Below are 25,135 nucleotides of genomic sequence, written 5' to 3'. Positions count from 1 at the left end.
CATCCGTCCGGTTAGGCTCATGACATGCATGCCTGGCCCGCTTCCGAGGTCCCCGCCCTGCCTGGTCAGGGCCGCGACCTGAGGATCCACGACACCGCGACCGGCGGCCTCGTCACCCTCGACCCCGGTCCCGTCGCCCGTATCTACGTCTGCGGCATCACCCCGTACGACGCCACCCACATGGGGCACGCGGCGACCTACAACGCGTTCGACCTCGTTCAGCGCGTGTGGCTCGACACCAAGCGGCAGGTCCACTACGTCCAGAACGTCACCGACGTCGACGATCCGCTGCTGGAGCGCGCGCAGCGGGACGACGTCGACTGGGTGGCCCTCGCCGAGAAGGAGACGGCCCTCTTCCGCGAGGACATGACCGCCCTGCGGATGCTGCCTCCGCAGCACTACATAGGCGCGGTCGAGGCGATACCGGGCATCGTGCCGCTCGTGGAACGGCTGCGGGAGGCGGGCGCCGCCTACGAACTCGACGGCGACGTGTACTTCTCCGTCGAGTCCGACCCGAACTTCGGCAAGGTCTCGGGCCTGGACGCGGCCGCCATGCGGTTGCTGTCCGCCGAGCGCGGCGGCGACCCGGACCGCCCGGGCAAGAAGAACCCGCTCGACCCGATGTTGTGGATGGCCGCCCGCGAGGGCGAGCCCAGCTGGGACGGCGGCTCGCTCGGCCGCGGGCGCCCCGGCTGGCACATCGAGTGCGTCGCCATCGCCCTCGACCACCTCGGCATGACCTTCGACGTCCAGGGCGGCGGCTCCGACCTCGCCTTCCCGCACCACGAGATGGGCGCCTCCCACGCCCAGGTGCTGACGGGCGAGTTCCCCATGGCCAAGGCGTACGTCCACGCCGGCATGGTCGCCCTCGACGGCGAGAAGATGTCGAAGTCCAAGGGCAACCTGGTCTTCGTGTCGCAGCTGCGCCGCGACGGCGTCGACCCCGCCGCCATCCGGCTCTCCCTGCTCGCCCACCACTACCGCTCCGACTGGGAGTGGACCGACCAGGTGCTCCAGGACGCCGTGGACCGGCTCGGCCGCTGGCGTGCCGCCGTCTCCCGGCCCGACGGCCCGCCCGCCGAGGCCCTCGTCGAGGAGATCCGCGAGGCCCTCGCGAACGACCTGGACGCCCCGGCCGCGCTCGCGGCGGTCGACCGCTGGGCGGCCCTGCAGCAGGAACAGGGCGGTACGGACACCGGCGCCCCCGGTGTCGTGTCGCGCGCCGTCGACGCGCTGTTGGGCGTGGCCCTGTAGGCAGTCGTGGGAGAGGGGCGCCTCCCCCCGCGGGGAGGCGCCCCTCGTTTCGCGTGCGGACTGCGTCAGATCCGCTGGATCCGTACGCTGCGCAGGACGTTCGGGGACTGGGTGTCCCAGACGCCGATCACCTGGTGGCCGAGGGCGAAGGCCTCCTGGATCTGCTGGTGCAGCTGCGGAACGGGGTTGTTGAGGACCCGGAACTGACCGTTGATGCGCAGGTAGACCTGCTGCGGCTGGCCCTGCAGCGGGTGCGGGATGTCGACGAAGCCGTTCGCCACGCCGGAGGCGAGCGCCTGCGCCTGGATCTGCTGGATCACCTGCTGGACCACCGACTGCGCGAGCTGCGTCAGCTGCTGCTGGGTCTGCTGCTCCTGCTGCCGGGCCTGCTGGTCCTGCTGCTGCATCTGCTGGCCCTGCTGGGCCTGTTGCTGTGCGAACGGCTGCTGTTGCTGCTGCCCGAGCTGCTCCAGCAGCTGGTGGAAGGGCTGCTGCTGGCCGAGCTGCTGCAATTGCGGCATCATGCCGGCGCCCGGCCAGCCGGCGGACTGCTGCTGTCCGAACGGCTGCTGCTGTCCGAAGCCCTGCTGCTGCCCGTACTCCTGCTGCTGTTGCCCGTACTCCTGCTGCTCGTAGGGCGAGGTGCTGGGGAACGCCTGGCCGTGCCGGCCCTGCTGTCCCATGTGGCCCATCTGCGGGGTGATGCTCATACGGATGTCACCTTCCCTTGATGTGAGGCCTTGCCTTGCCGGACCGTCAGCCGGCGACCACCAGGCCGACGATCTCGTCGTCCGAGAACCACACCCGGACGTCGGGCCGTCCCCCCGCGAACGCGGCGTGCACCGCCTGGCGGATCTCGGGGGACGGACGATTGAGGTTGCGCCAGGCGCCGGCCACGAACAGGCGCAGCCTGGGCGGGAGTTCACGGGGGTAGGGCAGCAGCTCGTCCCAGTACCGCTCGGCCCGGCCCGAGCCGATCGCGTGCGGCAGCAGGTGGGTGACGGCCGCCTTGATGTCGGGCCGGCTGCCGATCCGCTGGGAGGCGGGGCGGCCCGGCGCGTCCTGCTGCTCGGAGCCGGTGGTCCGCAGCACCAGCCGGGCGCGCTCCGGGGACATCGGGGGCTGGCCGGCCGCCTTGAGCATGCCCTGCAGCGCGGCCAGCGCGCCGACCACCACCGGGGAGGCGGAGGAGGTCCCGGAGAACGTGTCCGTGTACCAGGCGATCTCCTCGGGACCGCCCTGCAGATCGCCGGGCCGGTCCCAGGAGCCGCCGGTGGTCGTGACCTCGCGCCCCCAGCCCTGGGCGTCCAGCCGGGCGCCGTAGTTGGAGAACGCCAGCCGTGAGCGGTCCGGGCCGTGGTCGCGGCCGTGCGTGCCGGGCGGCGGGGCGCCCGCGCCGACGAGGACGGCGCCGGAGGACGGGTTGGAGGAGTTGAACGGGTTGCGCCACCACTCGGGGAAGCCGTCCGGGCGGCGCTCGTAGACCGCGTCGTCGAGCGATTCGGCGCCGTTGCCCGCGGCCTCGACCACGATGACGCCCCTGGCGGTGGCGTACCGGATGGCCGCGAAGTCGTCCGGCCACCACTCGATCGCGATGTAGCCGCGCTGGTCGTCGCGCTCGGCGCACTCGAACCGCGGCCCGGGGCGGTGGAGTTCGACCAGTACGACGTCACCGGGGCCGAGCCGGTCGGCCGCCGCGTGGATCGCCGCCGCCGTACCGATGCCCTGGAAGGAGGCGGCCGCGGTCACCGCGTCCGGCGCGATGCCGTTCACCCCGAACTCGCCCCGGTCGCCGCCGATCACACCGATCACCGCGGTGCCGTGGTTGCGCCACGCGAGGTCGGTCAGGGGACTGCCGACCACGACGCCGGCCAGCTTGGCGGCCAGGTCCTCATGACCCAACTGCCAGGCGCCCTCGACGTCGACGACCGTCACCCCCTGACCGGTCCCACCGGGACGCTGCCAGGCCCAGTGGGCGTCTATCCCCTCGGGGGCAGGGCGCAGATAGCCCTGCCGGCCGCTGAAGTCCGGGGTGGCCGGGGTGCCTTCCTTCAACCGGCCGCTGTCACCGGCGACGGTGGCGGGCACGGCGCCCGGCTTCACGTACGCCGTGTCGATCCCCGGCAGCGCCGCGATCCGTGAGCGCAGCTCCTGGGCGCGGCTCTCCCCGCCGCGCACCCGGTAGAACAGGGCCAGGTCGGGCACGTTCTGCCCGCCCGGCGGGGCGGAGGACTGTTGCAGCCGCTCCTCGCCGCCGAACAGCGGCTCCAGCGTGAGCTGTTCGTCGCCGAGGAACATCTCCAGCGCGGAGACGTCGGCGCCGGCCGCCGAGCGGACGCCCTCGGGCCGCGCGCGCAGCCGGGCCTCCGGGCGTGCGACGACGATCAGTTCCTGCTCGGCTCCGTGATAGGTGAATCCCGCTCCGTCGGGGCCCGGCCCGGAGGCTCCCGGCCCCTGCCCCGGCTGTACCTGGTCGCTCATCGCTGCCGCTCCCTTCGGTCCGCGCGGGTGCGCCTTCGCTGCACAACCAAGCACTCCGACGGCGAGGCGTCCAGAGCGTTTTCACCAACTCCGTTTGAAACAAGTTGAATTGGGTAACGTGTGCAATCCGTCCGGAAACAGAGGTCACGCCTCAATCCGGCCAAAGGTCACGGACCGTCGCCGGAGTCCGGGGACACAAGAGGGGCGGTGCGCCCGGCGCACCGCCCCTCTCACTCACTCCTCGGAGGAATCGTCGTCCTCCCCGCCCGGTTTCGGGGGAGTCGTCGGGGGTTTCGTATGGCCGTCCCGGCGCCGCAGATACCGCTCGAACTCGCGGGCGATCGCCTCCCCGGACGCCTCCGGCAGCTCCGCGGTGTCCCGGGCCTCCTCCAGCGTCTGCACGTACTCGGCGACCTCGCTGTCCTCCGCGGCCAGCTGGTCCACGCCCACCTGCCAGGCGCGCGCGTCCTCGGGCAGCTCGCCCAGCGGGATGCGCACGTCGATCAGGTCCTCCAGCCGGTTCAGCAGCGCCAGCGTCGCCTTCGGGTTCGGCGGCTGCGACACGTAGTGCGGCACGGCCGCCCACAGGCTGACCGCCGGCACACCCGCGTGCGTGCAGGCCTCCTGGAGGACGCCGACGATGCCCGTGGGGCCCTCGTACTTGGTCTCCTCCAGATCCATCCGCTGGGCCAGGTCGGGGTCGGACGTCGTTCCGCTGATCGGGACCGGCCGGGTGTGCGGGGTGTCGCCGAGCAGGGCGCCGAGGACGACGACCAGCTCCACGCCCAGCTCGTGCGCGAAGCCCAGCAACTCGTTGCAGAACGAACGCCACCGCATGGACGGTTCGATGCCTCGCACGAGCACGAGGTCACGCGGCTTCTCGCCGCCGACGCGGACGACGGACAACCTTGTCGTCGGCCACGTGATCTTGCGCACTCCCGCGTCCATCCACACCGTGGGGCGGTTCACCTGGAAGTCGTAGTAGTCCTCGGCGTCGAGCGCCGCGAACACCTCGCCCTTCCACTCCCTGTCCAGATGTGCGACCGCGGTGGAGGCGGCGTCGCCGGCATCGTTCCAGCCCTCGAACGCGGCCACCATGACCGGGTCGATCAGCTCGGGAACCCCCTCGAGCTCGATCACCCAGTGCCTCCTTCCGACGTGCCCTCGCTTGACCCACCAACCTTACGGCGTTCCGCGGGGGCGCCCGCAGCCCCCTTGCACGGGGGAGTGAACGGATCACTGCCCCGTAAGGACCCCCCGGACACCCAAGATCGCCACCCCGGGCCACCGCTCGGGGACAGGCCCCTCACAGCGACGACCGCAGCCACTGCTCCACGCTCGCGATGTGCACCGTCGCCCAGGAGCGCGCCGCCTCCGCGTCCCGGTCCCGCAGGGCCGACAGGATCGCCCGGTGCTCGCGCAGGGTGCGGCTGACGGCGTCCTCCTGGGTCAGGCCGCGCCAGATCCGGGCCCGGGTGGTGGGTCCCGACAGACCGTCCAGCAGCGAGCACAGCACCGAGTTGCCCGAGCTCTGCACGATGCCCCGGTGGAAGTCGAGGTCGCAGGCGACCAGTTCCTCCACCGACGGGGCGTCCCCGAGCTTTTCCAACTGGGCCGAGAGCGCGTCCAGTTGCTGTTCGCTGATTCGGGAGGCCGCCATCGCGGTCGCGGCCGGCTCCAGGATGCGGCGCACCGCCAGGAACTCCAGGACGGTGTCGTCGCGGTGGAAGTCCACGACGAAGCTCAGCGCCTCCAGCAGCAGTTGCGGGTCCAGGCTCGTCACATAGGTGCCGTCGCCCTGCCGCACGTCCAGGATCCGGATCAGCGACAGGGCGCGGACGGCCTCGCGCAGGGAGTTGCGGGACAGGCCCAGCTCGGAGGCGAGTTCGCTCTCCTTGGGCAGCCGGTCGCCCGGCCGCAGCGCGCCGGAGACGATCATGCCCTTGATCTTCTCGATCGCCTCGTCGGTGACTGCCATGACCGGCCTCCCTGTCGCCTCATCCCTGTCGCCGCACCGTGCCGAGACCTCGGATGTCTGAGCCTCATTATGTGCCTGCCCGGGTGCCCGCCTCCAGGTCGGCGATCAGTGCTCCGAGGCGCCCGGCCGAACGCGAGAGGGGCGGCTCCGTCGGCAGGGAGCCGCCCCTCTCGCGGGAGCCGGCACCCCAGGGGAGAGGGGCCGTTCCCGCCCGTGCCGGCCCCCGGTCGGGAGGGGGCCGGTGGTCGGTCACTTCTTGTCGAGCAGGTCCTGCACCTTGGCGCGGACGTCGTCCGTGGCCAGGCCCCGGATCGTCAGCGTCGTACGGCGGCGCAGCACGTCGTCGGGCGTCTCGGCCCACTCGTTGTCCCGGGCGTAGACGACCTGCGCCCAGATCTCCGGGGCGTCCGGGTGGACCCGCCGGCCCAGCTCCGGGTTCTCGTTCGCCAGCCGCGCGATGTCGAACGCCAGCGAACCGTAGTGCGTGGCCAGGTGCTTGGCGGTGTCGGCGGCCATGCGCGGACCCGGCGCCGGGTTGTCCACCAGCAGCCGGTGCGCGACGGCGCGCGGGTTGGCGACACCGGGCAGCGGCAGCTTCCTGGGCAGGGAGGCGATCGGCTCGAAGTCGTCACCGAGCGGAGCGCCCGGCAGCGCCTCCAGCTTCTGCATGACCGTACGGCCGATGTGCCGGAAGGTCGTCCACTTGCCGCCCGCGACGGACAGCATCCCGCCCCGGCCCTCGGTGACGACCGTCTCGCGCTTGGCCTTGGCCGTGTCGCCGGGGCCGCCCGGCAGCACCCGCAGACCCGCGAACGAGTACGTGATCAGGTCACGGGACAGCTGCTGGTCCCGGACCGAGAACGCGGCCTCGTCCAAGATCTGTGCTATGTCCTTCTCGGTGACCGCGACGTCCGCGGGGTCGCCCTCGAACTCCTCGTCGGTCGTGCCGAGCAGCAGCATGTCCTCCCAGGGGAGGGCGAAGGTGATGCGGTACTTGTCGATGGGGGTCGCCAGCGCGGCCTTCCACGGAGACGTCCGCTTCAGGACCAGATGCGCGCCCTTCGACAGACGGATCGACGGCGCCGCATCGGGGTCCTCCATCCTGCGCAGGTGGTCGACCCACGGGCCGGTCGCGTTCAGCACCAGACGGGCGTTCACGCCGAACTCGTCGCCCGTCGTACGGTCCTTCAGGTCCGCGCCCGTCACGCGGCCCCGGGTGAACCGGAGTCCGGTCACCTCGGCGTGGTTGAGGACGACGGCGCCCGCCTCGACGGCCGCGCGGACCGTCATCAGCGCCATACGCGCGTCGTTCATCTGGTCGTCGCCGTAGACGGCCACGGCCTTGAGGTTGTCGGTGCGCAGCTCCGGCACGTCCTGCGCGGCCCGCGCGGGCGACAGCAGGTGACCGACGCCGTCACCGAACGCGGAGAGCGCGGAGTAGGCGAAGACGCCCGCCCCGAGCTTCGCGGCGCCGTGCGGCCCGCCCTTGTACACGGGGAGGTAGAACGTGAGCGGGTTCGCCAGGTGAGGAGCCACCTGGCGGGAGACCGCACGGCGCTCGAAGTGGTTCTCCGCCACCAGCTTCACCGCGCCGGTCTGCAGGTAGCGCAGACCGCCGTGGAGCAGCTTGGAGGAGGCGGAAGAGGTGGCGCCGGCGAAGTCGCCGGCGTCGACCAGAGCCACCCTGAGGCCGGACTGCGCGGCGTGCCAGGCGGTGGAGATGCCCAGGATGCCGCCGCCGATCACGAGAAGGTCGTACGACGCCTTGGAGAGCTGCTCCCGGGTCTCGGCGCGGCTCGGGTTGGAGCCGGAGGCCGGGTGCGTACCGAGGGCAGGCACGGACTGCAGGGTGGTCTGACTGGTCATTTCGGGTTCTTACTCCTCATTGAGCCGCGAGCTTGCGGGGTGCTCGTCAGCCCTCGTCCTCGATCCAGCCCATGGTCCGCTCGACGGCCTTGAGCCAGGTCCTGTACTCACGGTCGCGGGTGTCCGCGTCCATGCGGGGGGTCCACTCGGCGGCCCGGCGCCAGTTGGCGCGCAGGTCGTCGGTGCTGGTCCAGAAGCCGACGGCGAGACCGGCGGCGTAGGCGGCGCCGAGGCAGGTGGTCTCGGCGACCATCGGGCGCACCACGGGGGCGTCCAGGAAGTCCGAGAGGGTCTGCATCAGCAGGTTGTTGGACGTCATGCCGCCGTCGACCTTGAGGGCCGCGAGCTCGACGCCCGAGTCCTTGGTCATGGCGTCGGTGATCTCGCGGGTCTGCCAGGCTGTGGCCTCCAGGACGGCGCGGGCCAGGTGCGCCTTGGTGACGTACCGGGTCAGGCCGGCGATCACACCGCGGGCGTCGGAGCGCCAGTGCGGGGCGAACAGACCGGAGAAGGCCGGCACGAAGTAGGCGCCGCCGTTGTCCTCGACCGAGAGCGCGAGCGTCTCGATCTCGGCGGCGGTGGAGATCAGGCCCATCTGGTCGCGCATCCACTGCACCAGCGAACCGGTGACCGCGATGGAGCCCTCCAGGGCGTAGACCGGTGTCTGGTCGCCGATGCGGTAGCCGACGGTGGTGAGCAGACCGGAGTACGAGTTGATGATCTTCTCGCCGGTGTTCATCAGCATGAAGGTGCCGGTGCCGTACGTCGACTTGGCCTCGCCCTCGGAGAAGCAGGTCTGGCCGAACAGGGCCGCCTGCTGGTCGCCGAGCGCCGAGGCGACCGGGATGCCGCCGAGCAGGTCGCCCAGCTTGCCGCCCTTGATCTCGCCGTAGACCTCGGCGGAGGAGCGGATCTCGGGCAGCATCGCCAGCGGCACGCCGATCGACTCGGCGATCTTCTCGTCCCACTCCAGCGTGTGCAGGTTCATCAGCATGGTGCGGGAGGCGTTGGTGACGTCGGTGTAGTGCTTGCCGCCGTCGACACCACCGGTCAGGTTCCAGATGACCCAGGTGTCCATGGTGCCGAAGAGGATGTCGCCGCGCTCGGCGCGCTCGCGCAGGCCCTCGACGTTGTCGAGCAGCCAGCGGGCCTTCGGGCCGGCGAAGTAGGAGGCGAGGGGGAGACCCGTCTCGCGGCGGAAGCGGTCCTGGCCGACGTTGCGGCCGAGCTCCTTGCACAGGGCGTCGGTGCGGGTGTCCTGCCAGACGATGGCGTTGTGGACGGGCTCACCGGTGTTCTTGTCCCACAGCAGCGTCGTCTCGCGCTGGTTGGTGATGCCGATGGCCTTGATGTCGTCACGGGTGATGCCGGCCTTCTGGATGGCCCCGGCGACGACCTCCTGGACGTTGGTCCAGATCTCGTTGGCGTTGTGCTCGACCCAGCCCGGCTTCGGGAAGATCTGCTCGTGCTCCTTCTGGTCGACGGAGACGATACGGCCGTCCCGGTCGAAGACGATGCAGCGGCTGGAGGTGGTGCCCTGGTCGATGGCGGCGATGAAGGGGCCGGCGGTGTGCGCGTCGGTCACTGTGTGCTCCTGGGTTTCCGTGAGTTAAGGGGTCGTTCTACCGGTGCTTTAAGCGAAAGCGACGTTGTAGATGCCTGCAGCGATCGCGCCGCCGATCAGCGGACCGACCACCGGGATCCAGGCGTACCCCCAGTCGGAGCCGCCCTTGTTGGGCAGGGGCAGGAGGGCGTGCACGATGCGCGGACCCAGGTCACGGGCCGGGTTGATCGCGTAGCCCGTCGGGCCGCCGAGGGAGAGACCGATCGAGACGACGACGAGCGCGGTGATCAGCGCACCCAGGGTGCCCAGACCGTTGCCCTTGTCGTTGAGGCCCTGCGTGAGCACGGCCAGGACCAGCACGATGGTGCCGATGATCTCCGTGGCGAGGTTCTGCCAGACGACACGGATCTCCGGACCGGTGGAGAAGACGCCGAGGACCGGGCCCGCGCCCTTCTCCTGCGCCTCCACGGCCTTGGCCGTTGTGGCCTGCGCACCCGGGCCGCCGACGATCTCCTTGTCGGTGAGGTGCGCGTGGAACTGCCCGTAGTAGGCGACCCACACCAGGGTCGCGCCGATCGCGGCGCCCAGCAGCTGGCCGGCCCAGTAGACCGGAACGTTGCTCCAGTCGCCGTCCTTGATGGCGAGCGCGAGCGTCACGGCCGGGTTGAGGTGGGCGCCGGACAGCGGCGCCGATGTGTAGACGGCCGTCAGCACGGCGAAGCCCCACCCGAAGGTGATGGCGAGCCAGCCGGCGTTGCGCGCCTTGGAGGCCTTCAGCGTGACGGCCGCGCAGACGCCGCCGCCGAGCAGGATGAGTATGGCGGTACCGATGGTCTCGCCGATGAAGATGTCGGAGCTGGACACCCGCGACTCCTTTGTCCTTCGTCCAGGGGACCGAACCCCGGGTCCCTCCGGAGGTTCGAGCTGCCCTCGGGGGTGAGAGCGGTGTCGGCCCTTGGCGTTGTCACACTCTAACGCGTATTGCCGGTAGGTGTTCGACAATGCCGACCGATGGACGGGAGTCTCGCCTCGGCGTCACGTGTGCGTCAAGAGTTCCGTTGTCGAAAACACGATCGTTACTGATTGCCGTGCGTCGTCGATCTTGCTGGTCAGGTGCGTACGGCGGAGTAACAAGCACCCTGCGTACCGGCCAGGCGGTACGTCCGTTGTGTCAGGGTACGGGTAGGACCGGGACGCGCCACTCGCATCCCGGTCCTCGTACGGCTTCGTCGTACCGCTTCCTCGTACCGCTTGCTCAGAACCGCCCGGCACCCAGATCCCGCGACACCGCACGGGCGCAGTCCCGCACGGCCGCGATCAGCTCGGGCCGCAGCGCGTCCCTGTCCTCGGCCCGGCACAGCCGTTCCACGGCGCCGGTGATGCCGACCGCGCCCACCGGCATCCGCCGCCGGTCGTGGATCGGCGCGGCGACGGACGCCACGCCCTCCCAGGTCTCCTCGACGTCGGCGGCGTACCCACGCGCGCGCGTGATGTCGAGGATGTGCTCGAAGTCCTCCGCCTCGCACACCGTGCGGTCGGTGAAGGGCTTGCGGTCGGCCTCCATCGCCTCGCTGTGCGCGACCGGGTCGTAGGCCGACAGCACCTTGCCCAGGGCCGTGGAGTGCAGTGGCTGCATGGCGCCGATCTCCAGCACCTGCCGGCTGTCGTCGGGCCGGAAGACGTGGTGCACGATGAGCACCCCCTGCTGGTGCAGCACGCCGAGGTACACGCTCTCCCCGCTGGAGCGGGCCAGGTCGTCCGTCCACACCAGGGCACGCGCGCGCAGCTCGTGGACGTCCAGATAGGTGGTGCCCAGACGCAGCAGCTCCGCCCCCAGCTGGTAACGCCCGGAGGCCTCGTCCTGCTCGACGAAACCCTCCTGCTGGAGGGTGCGCAGAATGCCGTGGGCGGTGCCCTTGGCGAGACTCAGCGACGAGGCGATGTCCGAGAGGCCGAGCCGCCGCTCGCCGCCCGCGAGCAGCCGCAGCATCGCGGCCGCCCGTTCGAGCGACTGGATGTTCCGTGCCATCGCCGTACTGCCTCCGTCCCCTTCGAACGTCGACGTAACGTCGTCGTTGCCACCGTTCGGCAATGTCGAACACTACCGGTCCATGCCGACCCACCGCTAATACTCGTACGGCACCTGTTGTGTCACGCGTCTCCCCGCAGGTACCTGTCGGCCATCCCGGTCCGCCTCGTGGACGCCCTGACCGCGAAACGGCACACCCGGTTACTCTGGCCAGGTGCGCCCACCGCGGAGAGTTCCACGGAACGCGCAAAGCCGACAGCCGTCGCACCATAAGGGAGCCCCTTTCATGGCCTCGTTGCCACCGACCCCTTCCGCCGACAGCCGGGCCCGTGCGTCCGCGCTGCGTGAGGCCCTGGCCACCCGAGTGGTGGTGGCCGACGGAGCGATGGGCACGATGCTCCAGGCCCAGGAGCCCACCCTCGAGGACTTCCAGAACCTCGAAGGATGCAACGAAGTCCTCAACGTCACCCGTCCGGACATCGTCCGCTCCGTGCATTCCGCCTACTTCGACGCGGGCGTCGACTGCGTCGAGACCAACACCTTCGGCGCCAACCTCACCGCCCTCGGCGAGTACGACATCGCCGAACGCGTCGCCGAACTGTCCGAGGCCGGCGCCCGCATCGCCCGCGAGACGGCCGACGAGTACGGCGCCCGGGACGGCCGCCAGCGCTGGGTGCTGGGCTCCATGGGCCCGGGCACCAAGCTGCCCACCCTCGGCCACACCACCTTCACCGCCATCCGCGACGCCTACCAGCGAAACGCCGAGGGCCTGCTCGCCGGCGGCGCCGACGCCCTGCTCGTGGAGACCACCCAGGACCTGCTGCAGACCAAGGCCTCGGTCATCGCCGCCCGCCGCGCGATGGAGACCGCCGGCTACGAGGTCCCGCTGATCGTCTCCGTCACCGTCGAGACGACCGGCACGATGCTGCTCGGCTCCGAGATCGGCGCGGCACTGACGGCGCTGGAGCCGCTGGGCATCGACATGATCGGCCTGAACTGCGCGACCGGCCCCGCCGAGATGAGCGAGCACCTGCGCTACCTCGCCCGCCAGGCCCGTATCCGGCTGTCGTGCATGCCGAACGCCGGCCTGCCCGTCCTCGGCAAGGACGGCGCCCACTACCCGCTGAGCGCGCCCGAGCTCGCCGACGCCCAGGAGACCTTCGTACGCGAGTACGGCCTCTCCCTGGTCGGCGGCTGCTGCGGCACAACCCCCGAGCACCTGCGCCAGGTCGTCGAGCGGGTCCGCGATCTCGCGCCGACCGAACGCCACCCGCAGCCCGAGCCCGGCGCCGCCTCCCTCTACCAGACCGTTCCCTTCCGCCAGGACACCTCCTACCTGGCCATCGGCGAGCGGACGAACGCCAACGGCTCGAAGAAGTTCCGCGAGGCGATGCTGGAGGCCCGCTGGGACGACTGTGTGGAGATGGCCCGCGAGCAGATCCGCGAGGGCGCCCACATGCTGGACCTGTGCGTGGACTACGTCGGCCGGGACGGTGTGGCCGACATGGAGGAGCTGGCCGGCCGCTTCGCGACCGCCTCCACGCTGCCGATCGTGCTGGACTCCACCGAGGTCGAGGTGATCCGGGCGGGCCTGGAGAAGCTCGGCGGCCGCGCGGTGATCAACTCCGTCAACTACGAGGACGGCGCCGGCCCGGAGTCCCGCTTCGCCCGTGTGACCACGCTCGCCCGCGAGCACGGCGCCGCGCTGATCGCGCTGACCATCGACGAGGAGGGCCAGGCCCGCACCCCCGAGAAGAAGGTCGAGATCGCCGAGCGGCTCATCGATGACCTGACCGGCAACTGGGGCATCCATGAGTCGGACATCCTCATCGACACCCTGACCTTCACCATCTGTACGGGTCAGGAGGAGTCCCGCAAGGACGGCCTGGCCACCATCGAGGCGATCCGCGAGCTCAAGCGCCGCCACCCGGACGTGCAGACCACGCTGGGCCTGTCGAACATCTCCTTCGGCCTCAACCCGGCCGCCCGCATCCTGCTCAACTCCGTCTTCCTCGACGAGTGCGTCAAGGCGGGCCTGGACTCGGCGATCGTGCACGCCTCGAAGATCCTGCCGATCGCCCGGTTCTCCGAGGAAGAGGTCACCACGGCCCTCGACCTCATCTACGACCGCCGCAGCGAGGGATACGACCCGCTGCAGAAGCTGATGCAGCTCTTCGAGGGCGCCACCGCCAAGTCGCTGAAGGCCGGCAAGGCCGAGGAACTGGCCGCCCTGCCGCTGGAGGAGCGCCTCAAGCGCCGCATCATCGACGGCGAGCGCAACGGCCTGGAGGCCGACCTCGACGAGGCCCTCCAGGACCGCCCCGCCCTGGACATCGTCAACGACACCCTCCTGGACGGCATGAAGGTCGTCGGCGAACTGTTCGGCTCCGGCCAGATGCAGCTGCCGTTCGTGCTGCAGTCCGCCGAGGTCATGAAGACCGCCGTCGCCCACCTCGAACCGCACATGGAGAAGGTCGAGGGCGACGAGGCCGGCAAGGGCACCATCGTGCTGGCCACGGTGCGCGGCGACGTGCACGACATCGGCAAGAACCTCGTCGACATCATCCTGTCCAACAACGGCTACAACGTGGTCAACCTCGGCATCAAGCAGCCGGTCTCCGCGATCCTGGAGGCGGCCGCGGAACACAAGGCCGACGTCATCGGCATGTCCGGTCTCCTGGTGAAGTCCACCGTGATCATGAAGGAGAACCTGGAGGAGCTCAACCAGCGAGGACTTGCGGCCGACTACCCCGTCATCCTCGGCGGCGCCGCACTCACCCGCGCCTACGTCGAGCAGGACCTGTACGAGATCTACGAGGGCGAAGTCCGCTACGCCCGCGACGCGTTCGAGGGCCTGCGGTTGATGGACGCCCTCATCGGCGTCAAGCGGGGCGTGCCCGGCGCGAAGCTGCCCGAGCTCAAGCAGCGCCGGGTGCGGGCCACTTCGGCCGTCGAGGTCGAGGAGCGCCCGGAGGAGGGCCACGTCCGCTCCGACGTCGCCACCGACAACCCGATCCCCACCCCGCCGTTCTGGGGCACCCGCGTCATCAAGGGCATCCAGCTCAAGGAGTACGCCTCCTGGGTGGACGAGGGCGCCCTGTTCAAGGGCCAGTGGGGACTGAAGCAGGCACGCACCGGCGAGGGGCCGACGTACGAGGAACTCGTCGAGACCGAGGGCCGGCCGCGGCTGCGCGGCCTGCTGGACCGGCTGCAGACCGAGAACCTGCTCGAAGCGGCCGTCGTCTACGGCTACTTCCCCTGCGTGTCCAAGGACGACGACCTGATCATCCTGGACGAGCAGGGCAACGAACGCACCCGCTTCACCTTCCCCCGCCAGCGACGCGGCCGCCGCCTGTGCCTGGCCGACTTCTTCCGCCCCGAAGAGGCAGGGGAGACCGACGTGGTCGGCCTCCAGGTCGTCACCGTCGGCTCGAAGATCGGTGAGCGGACCGCGAAGCTCTTCGAGGCCAACGCCTACCGCGACTACCTCGAACTGCACGGCCTGTCCGTGCAGTTGGCCGAAGCCCTCGCCGAGTACTGGCACGCGCGCGTGCGTTCGGAGCTCGGTTACGCCGGGGAGGACCCCAGCGACATCGAGGACATGTTCGCCCTGAAGTACCGGGGCGCGCGCTTCTCCCTCGGCTACGGGGCGTGCCCGAACCTGGAGGACCGGGCCAAGATCGCCGACCTGCTCGAACCCGAGCGCATCGGCGTCCAGCTCTCCGAGGAGTTCCAGCTGCACCCCGAGCAGTCCACGGACGCGATCGTGATCCACCACCCGGAGGCGAAGTACTTCAACGCCCGCTGAAGCCGCCACGACAACGCTCGCTGAACCCGCCCACGACAGGCGCGAAAGCGCAGCTCACAGCGCCCCCCGGCGTATACACGGTGTGCCCCGCGGCGCGCCGATTAAACGAGGCGCTTCGGCGCCGGGCGACGTACACTGGTCGGTCCACTGCAGGCCGGTTCCCCGCGCGGGAACCGGCCTGCTCGTCCCCCAAGGAGGTGCGCCCGGATGACAAGTACGGTCCCCGCGCTCGGAACCCGTACGGCCGAAGGCTCAGCCCTGCAGGCCGTGCTCCTCGACATGGACGGCACCCTTGTGGACACCGAGGGTTTCTGGTGGGACGTCGAGGTCGAGATCTTCGCCGCCCTGGGCCACACCCTCGACGACTCCTGGCGCCATGTCGTGGTCGGCGGTCCCATGACCCGCAGCGCGGGGTTCCTGATCGAGGCCACGGGCGCGGACATCACCCTCGCCGAGGTCTCGGTGCTGCTCAACCAGGGCTTCGAGGAGCGTATCGGCCAGGCCCTGCCGCTGATGCCGGGCGCCGCGCGGCTGCTCGCCGAACTCTCCGAGTACGAGATCCCGACCGCCCTGGTCTCGGCCTCCCACCGGCGCATCATCGACCGGGTGCTCTCCTCGCTGGGCTCCCAGCACTTCGCCCTGTCGGTCGCGGGCGACGAGGTGCGGCGCACGAAGCCGCATCCCGACCCCTATCTGGTCGCTGCCGCCGGACTCGGCGTGGATCCGGCGAGATGCGCGGTCGTCGAGGACACCGCGACGGGTGTCGCCGCCGCCGAGGCGGCCGGCTGCCACGTCGTGGCGGTCCCCTCGGTGGCCCCCATCACGCCCGCCGAGCGGCGGACCGTGGTGAGCTCCCTCGAAGAGGTCGACCTGGCATTTCTGCGCGGGCTGATCACCCGCTGATGACGGAAATGCGTCGGCCGTTCACGCACCGTGCGGCGCGGATAGGCCGGGGAATTCCGGCGCGGGTGTGCGAGGGAATTCGAACCCGTGCGGATGGCCGAATTCCGGTGGTCCACCCCGTTGTTGATGTGTGAGGTTCCCCACGCGTCAAGGGGTCGACAGGTGCGGCCCGCTGTGCTGCGCATGCCCTTTCCCGGGACTTCGGCGGGTGCTTGTGTCCCGATTGATGGAAAGCTGCACTAATCCTTCCGCTGTCGGGTTTTCGGTGTGTCCACGCCCGGTTTCGCTGCGTGATGGCATCTCAACTCCGGTGACCGCGAACCCTCGTGCTGGTGCGGACTAATCTCGTCGCGAGAACCGTCGCCCCTACCCCCGTGTGCCGCAGCGACACCCCTGCATGCCGGTTACACGGACCTGAACAGCTCTGGAGAAACACGAGCATGAACCGCAAGACTTTGGTGCTGCCGGCCGTCGTCGGCCTGCTCGCGCCCGTGCTCGCCGCCTGTGGCGGCTCCGACAGCGGCAGCGATGGTGGCAACGCGATCAAGGTCGGCACCACCGACACGTTCACCGCGACGAAGGCCGCCCCGGCACCCCTGGACCCGGCCTACGCCTACGACGTCGGCACCTGGAACATCCTGCGCCAGACCGTGCAGACCCTGATGATCCAGCCGAAGGGCGAGGGCGACCCGGTGCCCGAGGCCGCCAAGAGCTGCGGCTTCACCGACAGCGGCAACGAGCGCTACGCGTGCACCCTGCGCGACGGTCTGAAGTTCGCCAACGGCGACAAGATCACCGCGGCCGACGTGAAGTACTCCATCGACCGCGCGCGTGCCATCAAGGCCGACTCCGGCGTGTCCGCCCTGCTGAACACCATCGACACCGTCGAGACGCAGGGTGACAACCAGGTCATCTTCCACCTCAAGACCGCCGACGCCACCTTCCCGTACAAGCTGTCGACCCCGGTCGCGGGCATCGTCAACCCCGACGACTACGAGAAGAACAAGCTGCGCGACGGCTTCGACGTCGACGGCTCCGGCCCCTACACCCTGTCGACCGACGTCAAGAACAACGCGATCGTCACCGCCACCTTCACCAAGAACCCCAACTACGAGGGGACGCTGAAGGTCAACAACTCCAAGGTCCAGATGGTGTCCTACCCGGACGCGGCGGCCATGGGCGCCGCCCTGGACAAGGATGACATCGACGTCATGACCCGCACCATGTCGCCCGATCAGATCCAGAAGCTGTCCGTGAGCACGAGCGACAACGAGGATCTGGTCGAGATGTCCGGCCTGGAGATCCGCTACCTCGCCTTCAACACCGATGCCAAGTCGGTCAAGGACAAGGCCGTCCGGAAGGCGATGGCCCAGCTGATCAACCGCGGCGAACTCGTCTCCAAGGTCTACGGCACCCAGGCCGAGCCGCTCTACTCGCTGGTCCCGGCAAGCATCACCGGCCACTCCAACTCGTTCTTCAACAAGTACGGCGACCCGAGCACCGCCAAGGCCAAGGCCCTGCTGACCAGCGCCAACATCACCACCCCGGTCAAGCTGACGCTGCACTACACGACCGACCACTACGGGTCGGCCACCGCGAAGGAGTTCAAGATCCTTCAGCAGCAGCTCAACGACAGCGGGCTGTTCGACGTCAGCATCCAGGGCACCAAGTGGGACAAGTTCGTCCCGGCCGAGCGCAAGGGCCAGTACGACGTCTGGGGCATGGGCTGGTTCCCCGACTTCCCGGACGCCGACAACTACCTCGCGCCGTTCCTCGACACGGACAACTTCCTGAAGCTGCCGTACAGGAACAGCCGGATCATCAACACCCTGATCCCGGACTCCCGTCGTGAGGCCGACCGCCTGGCCGCCGGCTCCGACCTCACCACGATCCAGGACCTCGTCGCCGAAGACGTCCCGATCATCCCGCTGTGGCAGGGTAAGCAGTACGTCGCAGCACGGGACAACGTCACGGGCACCGCGTACGCGCTCAACTCCTCCTCGACCCTCCAGCTCTGGGAGCTCGGCCGTGGCGTGAGCGGCTGACCTCCTCGCGCCCGGGGCCCGGGGACGGTGGCCCCGGGGTCCCGATACCGACGACAAGGCACATGCTGTGAACATGCGCAACCAGTGGCCGGTCCTGCCCATAGTGGCGGGGCTGGCCTCCGGCCTGTTGACCGGCTGCGGCGCGGACAACGGCGATTCCGGGGGCACCGGGCCCTCCGTGGTCATGGGGATGTCCGACGACGTCCTGGCCACCGACCCCGCCTCCGGCTACGACCCCGGTTCCTGGCTGTTGTTCAACAACGTCTTCCAGTCGCTGCTCGCCTTCCCCAACGGAGGCACCGAGCCGGTGCCCGAGGCCGCCCGGTCGTGCGACTTCACCGATACCGCGACCAAGGTCTACCGGTGCACGCTCAAGGACGGCCTGAAATTCAGCAACGGTGACGCGCTCACCTCCGAGGACGTCAAGTTCTCCTTCGACCGCCTGCTGAAGATCAACGACGACGCCGGTCCGGCGATCATGTTCCCGATGCTGGGCAAGATCGAGACGCCGGACGCGAAGACGGTCGTCTTCCACCTGAAGGAACCGGACGCCACCTTCCCCAGCAAGATCGCCTCCGGTGCCGGTTCCATCGTCGACCGCAACGAGTACGACGGGAACAAGCTCCGCAAGGACGGCAAGGCGGTCGGCTCCGGCCCCTACAAGCTGGACTCCTTCGGCGACGACAAGGCCGTCTTCTCGGTCAACGGCAACTACAAGGGCACCGCGAAGGTCAAGAACTCCGGCGTCACGCTCAAGTTCTTCCACGGCGACCAGGCCAAGCTGAAGCACGCCCTCCAGGACGACGAGATCGACATCGCCTACCGGGGCCTGAGCGCCGGCGACATCGCCGACCTGCAGAACGCCGACAACAAAGCCACCACCGAGGTCGTCGAGGGCAGCAGCGCCGAGGTGCAGCACCTGGTCTTCAACATGAAGGACCCGGTCGCCGGAAAGCTCGGCGTGCGCAAGGCCATCGCCTACCTGCTCGACCGCGACGCCCTCATCAAGAACGTCTACGAGGGCACGGCCACCCCGCTCTACTCGATCATCCCGGCCGGCATCGTCGGCCACAACACGGCGTTCTTCGACACCTACGGCGCCAACCCCTCACCGGCCAAGGCCGCCGCCGCCCTGAAGAACGAGGGCATCACCGGCAAGGTCAAGCTCACCCTCTGGTCCACCCCCTCCCGCTACGGTCCCGCCACCGACCAGGAGCTCAAGGCCATCGCCGGACAGCTCAACGCCAGCGGCCTGTTCGCCGCCGACGTCAGGTCCGTGGCCTTCGACCAGTACGAGAAGGACATCGCCAAGGGCAAGTACGGCGTGTACGTCAAGGGCTGGGTGCCGGACTACCCGGACGCCGACAACTTCACCGCGCCCTTCTTCGGCAAGGGCAACGTCCTGAGCAACAACTACCGCAACGACACGATCACCGGCACGCTCATCCCGCGCACCGCCGCCGAGAGCGACCGCGCCGCGACCGACAACGACTACGCCAGGCTGCAGGACATCGTCGCCCAGCAGCTGCCCGTCCTCCCGGTCTGGCAGGCCAAGCAGTACGCGGTCACCCGCGAGAACGTCTACGGCCTCGAGTACTGCCTCGACGCCTCGACGGTCTTCCGCTTCTGGGAGCTCAGCAAGAGCTGACGGCCGCAGCGACACGGAGGGCGCCCCTTGTCACAAGGGGCGCCCTCCGCCGTCGTACGCCCTACTGGGCGCCGGGACGCACCAGCCCGCTCTCGTACGCGTACACCGCGGCCTGCACCCGGTCGCGCAGCCCCAACTTGGTCAACACGTGACCCACATGCGTCTTCACCGTCGTCTCGCTGACGAACAGGTCCGCCGCGATCTCCGCGTTGGACAGACCGCGCGCCACCAGCTTCAGCACCTCAACCTCACGGTCGGTGAGCGTGTGCAGCGTGTCCGGCACCGGCTCGTCACCGGAGGGCAGGTGAGTGGCGTACTTGTCCAGCAGTCGCCGGGTGATGCTCGGCGCCAGCATCGCCTCGCCCGCCGCCACCACCCGGATCGCCTGGACGAGCTCATTGGCCGGCGCGTCCTTCAAGAGGAACCCGCTGGCTCCCGCCCGCAGCGCCTCCACCACGTACTCGTCGAGGTCGAAGGTCGTCAGCACCAGCACCTTCGCCGGGCCGTCCCGCCCGGGTCCGGTGATCTGCCGGGTCGCCTCCACCCCGTCCATCCGCGGCATGCGGATGTCCATCAGAACCACATCGGGCTGCAGCGCCCGCACCTGGTCGAGGGCCTGGAGGCCGTCTCCGGCCTCGCCGACGACCGCAAGATCCTGCTCCGCCTCCAGGATCATCCGGAAACCGGTACGCAGCAGCGGCTGGTCGTCGACCAGTAGGACGCGGATGGCCACGTGACTCTCCTTCGCTAGTCCGGCCCCATTCTGCCCTGCGGCACGTCACCCGACCCGACCGCCCTCACCGGCAGCGGATAGGGCGGGGGAGTGCCCCCGAACTCCGGGCAGTGCGCCTGATGGTCGCACCAGCCGCACAGCTTCGTCGGCCGGGGCCGCCAGTCGCCGGACTCGGTGGCCTGCCGGATCGCCTCCCACAGCGCGAGCAGCTTGCGCTCCACCCGCTCCAGATCAGCCAGGACCGGGTCGTACGTCAAAACGTCCCCGCTGCCCAGGTACACCAGCTGCAGCCGCCGCGGGACCACCTTCTTCAGGCGCCACACCACCAGGGCATAGAACTTCATCTGGAACAGCGCGCCCTCGGCGTACTCCGGCCGCGGCGCCTTGCCCGTCTTGTAGTCGACGATCCGCACCTCGCCCGTCGGCGCCACGTCGACCCGGTCGATGATCCCGCGCAGCGTCAGCCCGGAGTCCAGCTCCGCCTCCACGAACAACTCCCGCTCCGCGGGCTCCAGCCGGGTCGGATCCTCCAACGTGAACCACCGCTCGACGAGCCGCTCGGCCTCGCCCAGCCAGCGCGCCATCCGCTCGCCGCCGGGATCGTCCTCGAACAGCTCCACCACCTCCGGCCTGCTCTCCCGCAGCCGGTCCCACTGGCCCGGGATCAGGGACTTGGCGCGCGGCGCCGTCCGCTCCGCGGCGGGGGCGTCGAAGAGCCGCTCCAGCACCGCGTGCACCAGCGTCCCCCGGGTCGCCGCCTCGCTCGGCTTCTCCGGCAACCGGTCGATGACACGGAAGCGGTACAGCAGAGGGCACTGCATGAAGTCACCCGCACGCGAGGGCGACAGACTGGCCGGCGGTATGGCGGGCCGTTCCACGCCCGAAGTCTCCAGGGCCGCGCCCGGCGTCGACTCGGTTGCGTCCGGTGTCTCCAGGGCCGCGTCCGGCGTCGACTCGGTTGCGTCCGGTGTCTCCAGGGCCGCGCTCGACGTCTCCAGGGCCGCGTCCGGCGTCCCCTCGGTTGCGTCCGGCATTCCCACGGCCGCTGCCGCCGTCACCGCGGTGGTCACCGCCGTCGTCGTCACACCCGCCGTCACCGCCGTCACCGCCGTCACCGCCGTCTGCTCGGCCACCACGGGAAGATCCACCGGTGCCGGACCCCCGCCGTGGGCCTCAGACGTGCCCTCCGCGCTGTTCTCCATGCCCACAGACCTTACGGCCCGCCACTGACAGTGACCCACACACCGCCGCGACGGCGCCGGCCGCCGGGGAAACACCGGGTGCCCGGGGCGGAACGCGCCGCGACGGCCGCATACCATCGACCCCAGACCCTTCCGCCCGGCAGGCGCGGAAGACGCTTCGAACGAGGGGACATCGTGGACCAGAGCGGCGGGAGCGAGCAGCCGCGGCCCGGCACCGACGAGCCGGCCGAGCCCCACACGGGACCGGCCCCGGCCACCCCCTCACCCACCCAGGCCGACGCACAGCCCACGGACGCACGACGGACCACCACGACCAGGGACGCCGCCAAGGGAGACCCCTCGATGGGCGACAGCACGAAAGCGCCGACCACCGACACCGGGGCCGCCCCGGCCGACAGCGACCCGAACGGCGACGAGCACGCGCACCCGCGCCAGGACCCCGCCCCGGCCGACGGCCCCGCTCCCCAAGAGCACTCCGGACGACCCGACGCCCCCCAGGGCGACGACGCCTCCCCGGCGCACGGCACGCAGCAGCCGGACGCGGACCGGCCGGCCGGGGCCGACGACACACCCGCCGGCCCCGACGCGCCCCCGAGCCACCCCACCGCTCCCGAGGCCGGCCACCACGCCCCCCACACCACCGGCACCGCCCCCGGCCACACGTCCCACACCGACCGCACCCTCGCCCACTCCGGCGCCAAGAACCCCCCGCCCCAGCGCCGCGAATCCCTCCGGGGCGGACTCCTCATGGGCCGCCCCTTCGGCGTACCCGTCTACGTCGCCCCCAGCTGGTTCCTCGTCGCCGCCCTCATCACCTGGGTCTTCGGCGGCCAACTCGACCGCGTCCTGCCCGAACTCGGCGCCGCCCGCTACCTGGTCTCCCTCTTCTTCGCCGTCGCCTTCTACGCCTCCGTCCTCGTCCACGAACTCGCCCACACCGTCGCCGCCCTCCGCTTCAAACTCCCCGTCCGCCGCATCCAGCTCCAGTTCTTCGGCGGCGTCTCCGAGATCGAGAAGGAAGCCGAGACCCCCGGCAGGGAGTTCGTGCTGGCCTTCGTCGGCCCCCTGCTCTCCCTCGTCCTCGCCGGGATCTTCTACGTCGCCATGCAGCCCGTAGAGCCCGGCACCGTCCCCGGCGTCCTGCTCGCCGGCCTGATGATCTCCAACCTCATCGTCGCCGCCTTCAACCTCCTGCCCGGCCTCCCCCTCGACGGCGGCCGAATGCTCCGCGCCGTCGTCTGGAAGATCACCGGCAAGCCCATGAGCGGCACCGTCGCCGCCGCCTGGGTCGGCCGCGCCCTCGCCGTCTCCGTCCTGATCGGCCTGCCCCTGCTCACCCAGTCCGGCGCCCTCGGCTCCACCGCCGAGGACAGCGTCGGCATGGACACCGTCACCGACGCCCTGCTCGCCGCCATCCTCGCCGCGATCATCTGGACCGGCGCCGGCAACAGCCTCCGCATGGCCCGCCTGCGCGAACACCTCCCGGAACTGCGCGCCCGCAACCTCACCCGCCGCGCCGTCCCCGTCGAGACCGACACCCCCCTGTCCGAGGCCCTGCGCCGCGCCAACGCGGCCGGCGCCCGCGCCCTCGTCGTCGTCGACGCCGACGGTCACCCGCTCTCCCTGGTCCGCGAGGCCGCCATCGTCGGCGTACCCGAACACCGCCGCCCCTGGGTCGCCGTCAGCGGCCTCGCCCAGGAACTCACCGACGGCATGCGCGTCTCCGCCGAACTCGCGGGCGAGGACCTCCTCGACGTCCTTCGCGCCACCCCCGCCACCGAATACCTCGTCGTCGAGGAAACCGGCGAGATCTACGGCGTACTGTCCGCCGCCGACGTCGAACGCGCCTTCGTGAAGGCCATGGCCAGACCGTCCTCCTGATGGTCGGCGGCCCCCGCAAACCCCGGTAGGCTGTTCACATGTCCGAACCGACCGGTGCCGCCCGCAGGCGCGGGCCCTTCAAGGTCGGGGACCAGGTTCAGCTGACCGACCCCAAGGGCCGCCACTACACGTTCACGCTCGAAGCCGGAAAGAACTTCCACACCCACAAGGGTTCCTTCCCGCACGACGAGCTGATCGGCGCACCCGAGGGCAGCGTTGTCCGCACCACCGGTAACGTCGCCTACCTCGCGCTGCGCCCCCTGCTCCCCGACTACGTCCTGTCCATGCCCCGCGGCGCCGCCGTGGTCTACCCCAAGGACGCGGGGCAGATCCTCGCCTTCGCCGACATCTTCCCCGGCGCCCGCGTCGTGGAGGCCGGAGTCGGATCAGGCTCGCTCAGCAGCTTCCTGCTCCGCGCCATCGGCGACCAGGGCATGCTCCACAGCTACGAGCGCCGCGAGGACTTCGCCGAGATCGCCCAGCAGAACGTGGAACGCTACTTCGGCGGCCCGCACCCCGCCTGGCAGCTCACCGTCGGTGACCTCCAGGACAACCTCTCCGACACCGACGTCGACCGCGTCATCCTCGACATGCTCGCCCCCTGGGAGTGCCTCGAGGCCGTCTCCAAGGCACTCGTCCCCGGCGGAATCCTCTGCTGCTACGTCGCCACCACCACCCAGCTCGCCCGGACCGTCGAGTCCATCCGCGAGATCGGCTCCTTCAACGAGCCGACCGCCTGGGAAACGATGATCCGCAACTGGCACATCGAGGGCCTCGCAGTCCGCCCCGACCACCGGATGATCGGCCACACCGGCTTCCTCCTCACCGCCCGCCGCCTCGCCGACGGCGTCGAGCCCCCCATGCGCCGCCGCCGCCCCGCCAAGGGCGCCTACGGCGAGGACTACGCCGGCCCCAACGCCGAGGGCGGCGGCCGCTGACACCGCCGCACACCGCAGCAACGCACGGGCGTCGCGGTCGAGTTCCAGCACCATCCACCGGAACTCGACCGGGGCGCCCTTCTCATGACAGCCCGCCACAAACAGAACAAACCCGGCGAGCCCCGTTCGTCATCCCGTACCCCGCCGTTCCCCCGCACTGTGACGTGTGGCACGATGCGTGCCACCCCCACCGGCACAGCCCTCACAGGAGACGCTCCTAGTGCAGCATCCCGCCGTCCCGGAACTGGCACACACGCACACCCGTCCGATCCACTGGGTCGCCACGGCCACGGCGGTCGCCGGCGTCATGGCCCTCTCCTCGCTCCTGCAGCCCAACTCGGCCACCGCGGCCCAGCCGGCCGACCCGCCCACCAGGACCGTCCACACCGCCGCCGCACCCGGCACGGCCGGAGTCGACTTCCCGATCACCTGCGGCCCCGTGAAAGCGGTCGTGCACAAGAAGACCACCGGAGACCTCGACGGCGACGGCAACCCCGAGACGGTCGCGATCGTGCACTGCGACGCCCCCATGGGCACCCCGCCCGACGGCGTCTACGTCCTCACCCGCGCGTCCAACGGCACACCCCGCGTGGTCGCCACCCTCCTCGACCCCAAAGCCGACGACACCGTCAGCGACTTCGCGATACACGACGGCGCCGTCACGGCCACCCTGCTCGGCTACTCCACCGACAACGTGCCCCGCTGCTGCCCCGACGTCACCGACCACGTGAAGTGGCAGTGGAAGAACGGCACGTTCGTCCGCTCGACACCCGCCGCCACCCACAGCGTCTGAGTCCCGCCCCCC

The 25,135-nt window shown here is 70.3% G+C and carries 18 protein-coding genes; 8 read left to right on the top strand and 10 right to left on the bottom strand.

The window, feature by feature from the left end; genetic code table 11:
• Positions 1-24 precede the first annotated feature (24 nt).
• Positions 25-1,254 (top strand): cysteine--1-D-myo-inosityl 2-amino-2-deoxy-alpha-D-glucopyranoside ligase, encoded by a 1,230-nt coding sequence (gene mshC, locus FBY22_RS28840; protein WP_142150825.1) that lies wholly within the window; start codon positions 25-27, stop codon positions 1,252-1,254.
• A gap of 65 nt (positions 1,255-1,319) precedes the next feature.
• Here mshC and FBY22_RS28835 read toward each other — a convergent pair whose 3' ends face one another.
• From FBY22_RS28835 to FBY22_RS28800, 8 genes are all read right to left on the bottom strand, one after another.
• The gene (locus tag FBY22_RS28835; RefSeq protein WP_142150823.1) at positions 1,320-1,964 is read right to left on the bottom strand and encodes a hypothetical protein; all 645 of its coding nucleotides are present in this window, start codon (positions 1,962-1,964) and stop codon (positions 1,320-1,322) included.
• Positions 1,965-2,010: 46 nt separating this feature from the next.
• Positions 2,011-3,735 carry a S8 family peptidase gene (locus tag FBY22_RS28830; protein WP_142150821.1) on the bottom strand — a complete coding sequence of 575 codons (1,725 nt, stop codon included), beginning with the start codon at positions 3,733-3,735 and terminating at the stop codon, positions 2,011-2,013.
• Between the two features lie 234 nt (positions 3,736-3,969).
• Positions 3,970-4,875, bottom strand: a complete 906-nt coding sequence (locus FBY22_RS28825; RefSeq protein ID WP_142150819.1) for a PAC2 family protein — start codon at positions 4,873-4,875, stop codon at positions 3,970-3,972.
• A 166-nt stretch (positions 4,876-5,041) separates the two neighbouring features.
• On the bottom strand, positions 5,042-5,713 hold the full coding sequence (locus FBY22_RS28820) for a FadR/GntR family transcriptional regulator (RefSeq protein ID WP_058926317.1): 672 nt from the start codon (positions 5,711-5,713) through the stop codon (positions 5,042-5,044).
• 249 nt (positions 5,714-5,962) lie between these two features.
• Positions 5,963-7,579, bottom strand: a complete 1,617-nt coding sequence (locus FBY22_RS28815; RefSeq protein WP_142150817.1) for a glycerol-3-phosphate dehydrogenase/oxidase — start codon at positions 7,577-7,579, stop codon at positions 5,963-5,965.
• Between the two features lie 46 nt (positions 7,580-7,625).
• Positions 7,626-9,164: a glycerol kinase GlpK gene (glpK, locus tag FBY22_RS28810; RefSeq protein ID WP_142150815.1), complete on the bottom strand. Its 1,539-nt coding sequence runs from the start codon at positions 9,162-9,164 to the stop codon at positions 7,626-7,628.
• A gap of 48 nt (positions 9,165-9,212) precedes the next feature.
• Positions 9,213-10,007, bottom strand: coding sequence for an MIP/aquaporin family protein (locus FBY22_RS28805; protein WP_058926320.1), 795 nt, complete (start codon positions 10,005-10,007; stop codon positions 9,213-9,215).
• 391 nt (positions 10,008-10,398) lie between these two features.
• Positions 10,399-11,172: an IclR family transcriptional regulator gene (locus FBY22_RS28800; RefSeq protein WP_142150813.1), complete on the bottom strand. Its 774-nt coding sequence runs from the start codon at positions 11,170-11,172 to the stop codon at positions 10,399-10,401.
• Between the two features lie 286 nt (positions 11,173-11,458).
• Between FBY22_RS28800 and metH the strand changes: the two genes are divergently transcribed.
• From metH to FBY22_RS28780, 4 genes are all read left to right on the top strand, one after another.
• Entirely contained in the window at positions 11,459-14,980 is a 3,522-nt protein-coding gene (gene metH / locus FBY22_RS28795; protein ID WP_142150811.1) for a methionine synthase, read from the top strand.
• Between the two features lie 207 nt (positions 14,981-15,187).
• Positions 15,188-15,883 carry an HAD family phosphatase gene (locus tag FBY22_RS28790; RefSeq protein WP_142150809.1) on the top strand — a complete coding sequence of 232 codons (696 nt, stop codon included), beginning with the start codon at positions 15,188-15,190 and terminating at the stop codon, positions 15,881-15,883.
• Positions 15,884-16,323: 440 nt separating this feature from the next.
• Entirely contained in the window at positions 16,324-17,928 is a 1,605-nt protein-coding gene (locus FBY22_RS28785; protein ID WP_142150807.1) for an ABC transporter substrate-binding protein, read from the top strand.
• A 67-nt stretch (positions 17,929-17,995) separates the two neighbouring features.
• Positions 17,996-19,576: an ABC transporter substrate-binding protein gene (locus FBY22_RS28780; RefSeq protein WP_142150805.1), complete on the top strand. Its 1,581-nt coding sequence runs from the start codon at positions 17,996-17,998 to the stop codon at positions 19,574-19,576.
• Between the two features lie 61 nt (positions 19,577-19,637).
• Here FBY22_RS28780 and FBY22_RS28775 read toward each other — a convergent pair whose 3' ends face one another.
• Positions 19,638-20,309: a response regulator transcription factor gene (locus tag FBY22_RS28775; RefSeq protein WP_030606450.1), complete on the bottom strand. Its 672-nt coding sequence runs from the start codon at positions 20,307-20,309 to the stop codon at positions 19,638-19,640.
• Between the two features lie 14 nt (positions 20,310-20,323).
• On the bottom strand, positions 20,324-21,307 hold the full coding sequence (locus FBY22_RS28770; RefSeq protein WP_399212559.1) for a PD-(D/E)XK nuclease family protein: 984 nt from the start codon (positions 21,305-21,307) through the stop codon (positions 20,324-20,326).
• Between the two features lie 378 nt (positions 21,308-21,685).
• Here FBY22_RS28770 and FBY22_RS28765 point away from each other — a divergent pair, with 378 nt between their 5' ends.
• The 3 genes from FBY22_RS28765 (at position 21,686) to FBY22_RS28755 (ending at position 25,123) form a co-directional block, all read left to right on the top strand.
• Positions 21,686-23,392: a site-2 protease family protein gene (locus tag FBY22_RS28765; protein ID WP_142150803.1), complete on the top strand. Its 1,707-nt coding sequence runs from the start codon at positions 21,686-21,688 to the stop codon at positions 23,390-23,392.
• 38 nt (positions 23,393-23,430) lie between these two features.
• Positions 23,431-24,330 carry a tRNA (adenine-N1)-methyltransferase gene (locus FBY22_RS28760; RefSeq protein ID WP_142150801.1) on the top strand — a complete coding sequence of 300 codons (900 nt, stop codon included), beginning with the start codon at positions 23,431-23,433 and terminating at the stop codon, positions 24,328-24,330.
• Between the two features lie 220 nt (positions 24,331-24,550).
• On the top strand, positions 24,551-25,123 hold the full coding sequence (locus FBY22_RS28755) for a hypothetical protein (protein WP_142150799.1): 573 nt from the start codon (positions 24,551-24,553) through the stop codon (positions 25,121-25,123).
• Positions 25,124-25,135 lie beyond the last annotated feature (12 nt).

Source organism: Streptomyces sp. SLBN-31, assembly GCF_006715395.1.
In the GTDB taxonomy this organism is placed as follows: Bacteria; Actinomycetota; Actinomycetes; order Streptomycetales; family Streptomycetaceae; genus Streptomyces.
The sequence above is the reverse complement of the archived record's forward strand: the minus strand, read 5'-3'. Positions and strand labels throughout refer to the sequence as shown.

Bases quoted from the DNA above. Each gene is read 5' to 3' on its own strand.
- mshC (WP_142150825.1), top strand. From the start codon at position 25: ATGCATGCCTGGCCCGCTTCCGAGGTCCCCGCCCTGCCTGGTCAGGGC.
- FBY22_RS28820 (WP_058926317.1), bottom strand. From the start codon at position 5,713: ATGGCAGTCACCGACGAGGCGATCGAGAAGATCAAGGGCATGATCGTC.
- metH (WP_142150811.1), top strand. From the start codon at position 11,459: ATGGCCTCGTTGCCACCGACCCCTTCCGCCGACAGCCGGGCCCGTGCG.
- FBY22_RS28815 (WP_142150817.1), bottom strand. From the start codon at position 7,579: ATGACCAGTCAGACCACCCTGCAGTCCGTGCCTGCCCTCGGTACGCAC.
- FBY22_RS28835 (WP_142150823.1), bottom strand. From the start codon at position 1,964: ATGAGCATCACCCCGCAGATGGGCCACATGGGACAGCAGGGCCGGCAC.
- FBY22_RS28800 (WP_142150813.1), bottom strand. From the start codon at position 11,172: ATGGCACGGAACATCCAGTCGCTCGAACGGGCGGCCGCGATGCTGCGG.
- FBY22_RS28790 (WP_142150809.1), top strand. From the start codon at position 15,188: ATGACAAGTACGGTCCCCGCGCTCGGAACCCGTACGGCCGAAGGCTCA.
- FBY22_RS28830 (WP_142150821.1), bottom strand. From the start codon at position 3,735: ATGAGCGACCAGGTACAGCCGGGGCAGGGGCCGGGAGCCTCCGGGCCG.
- FBY22_RS28785 (WP_142150807.1), top strand. From the start codon at position 16,324: ATGAACCGCAAGACTTTGGTGCTGCCGGCCGTCGTCGGCCTGCTCGCG.
- FBY22_RS28760 (WP_142150801.1), top strand. From the start codon at position 23,431: ATGTCCGAACCGACCGGTGCCGCCCGCAGGCGCGGGCCCTTCAAGGTC.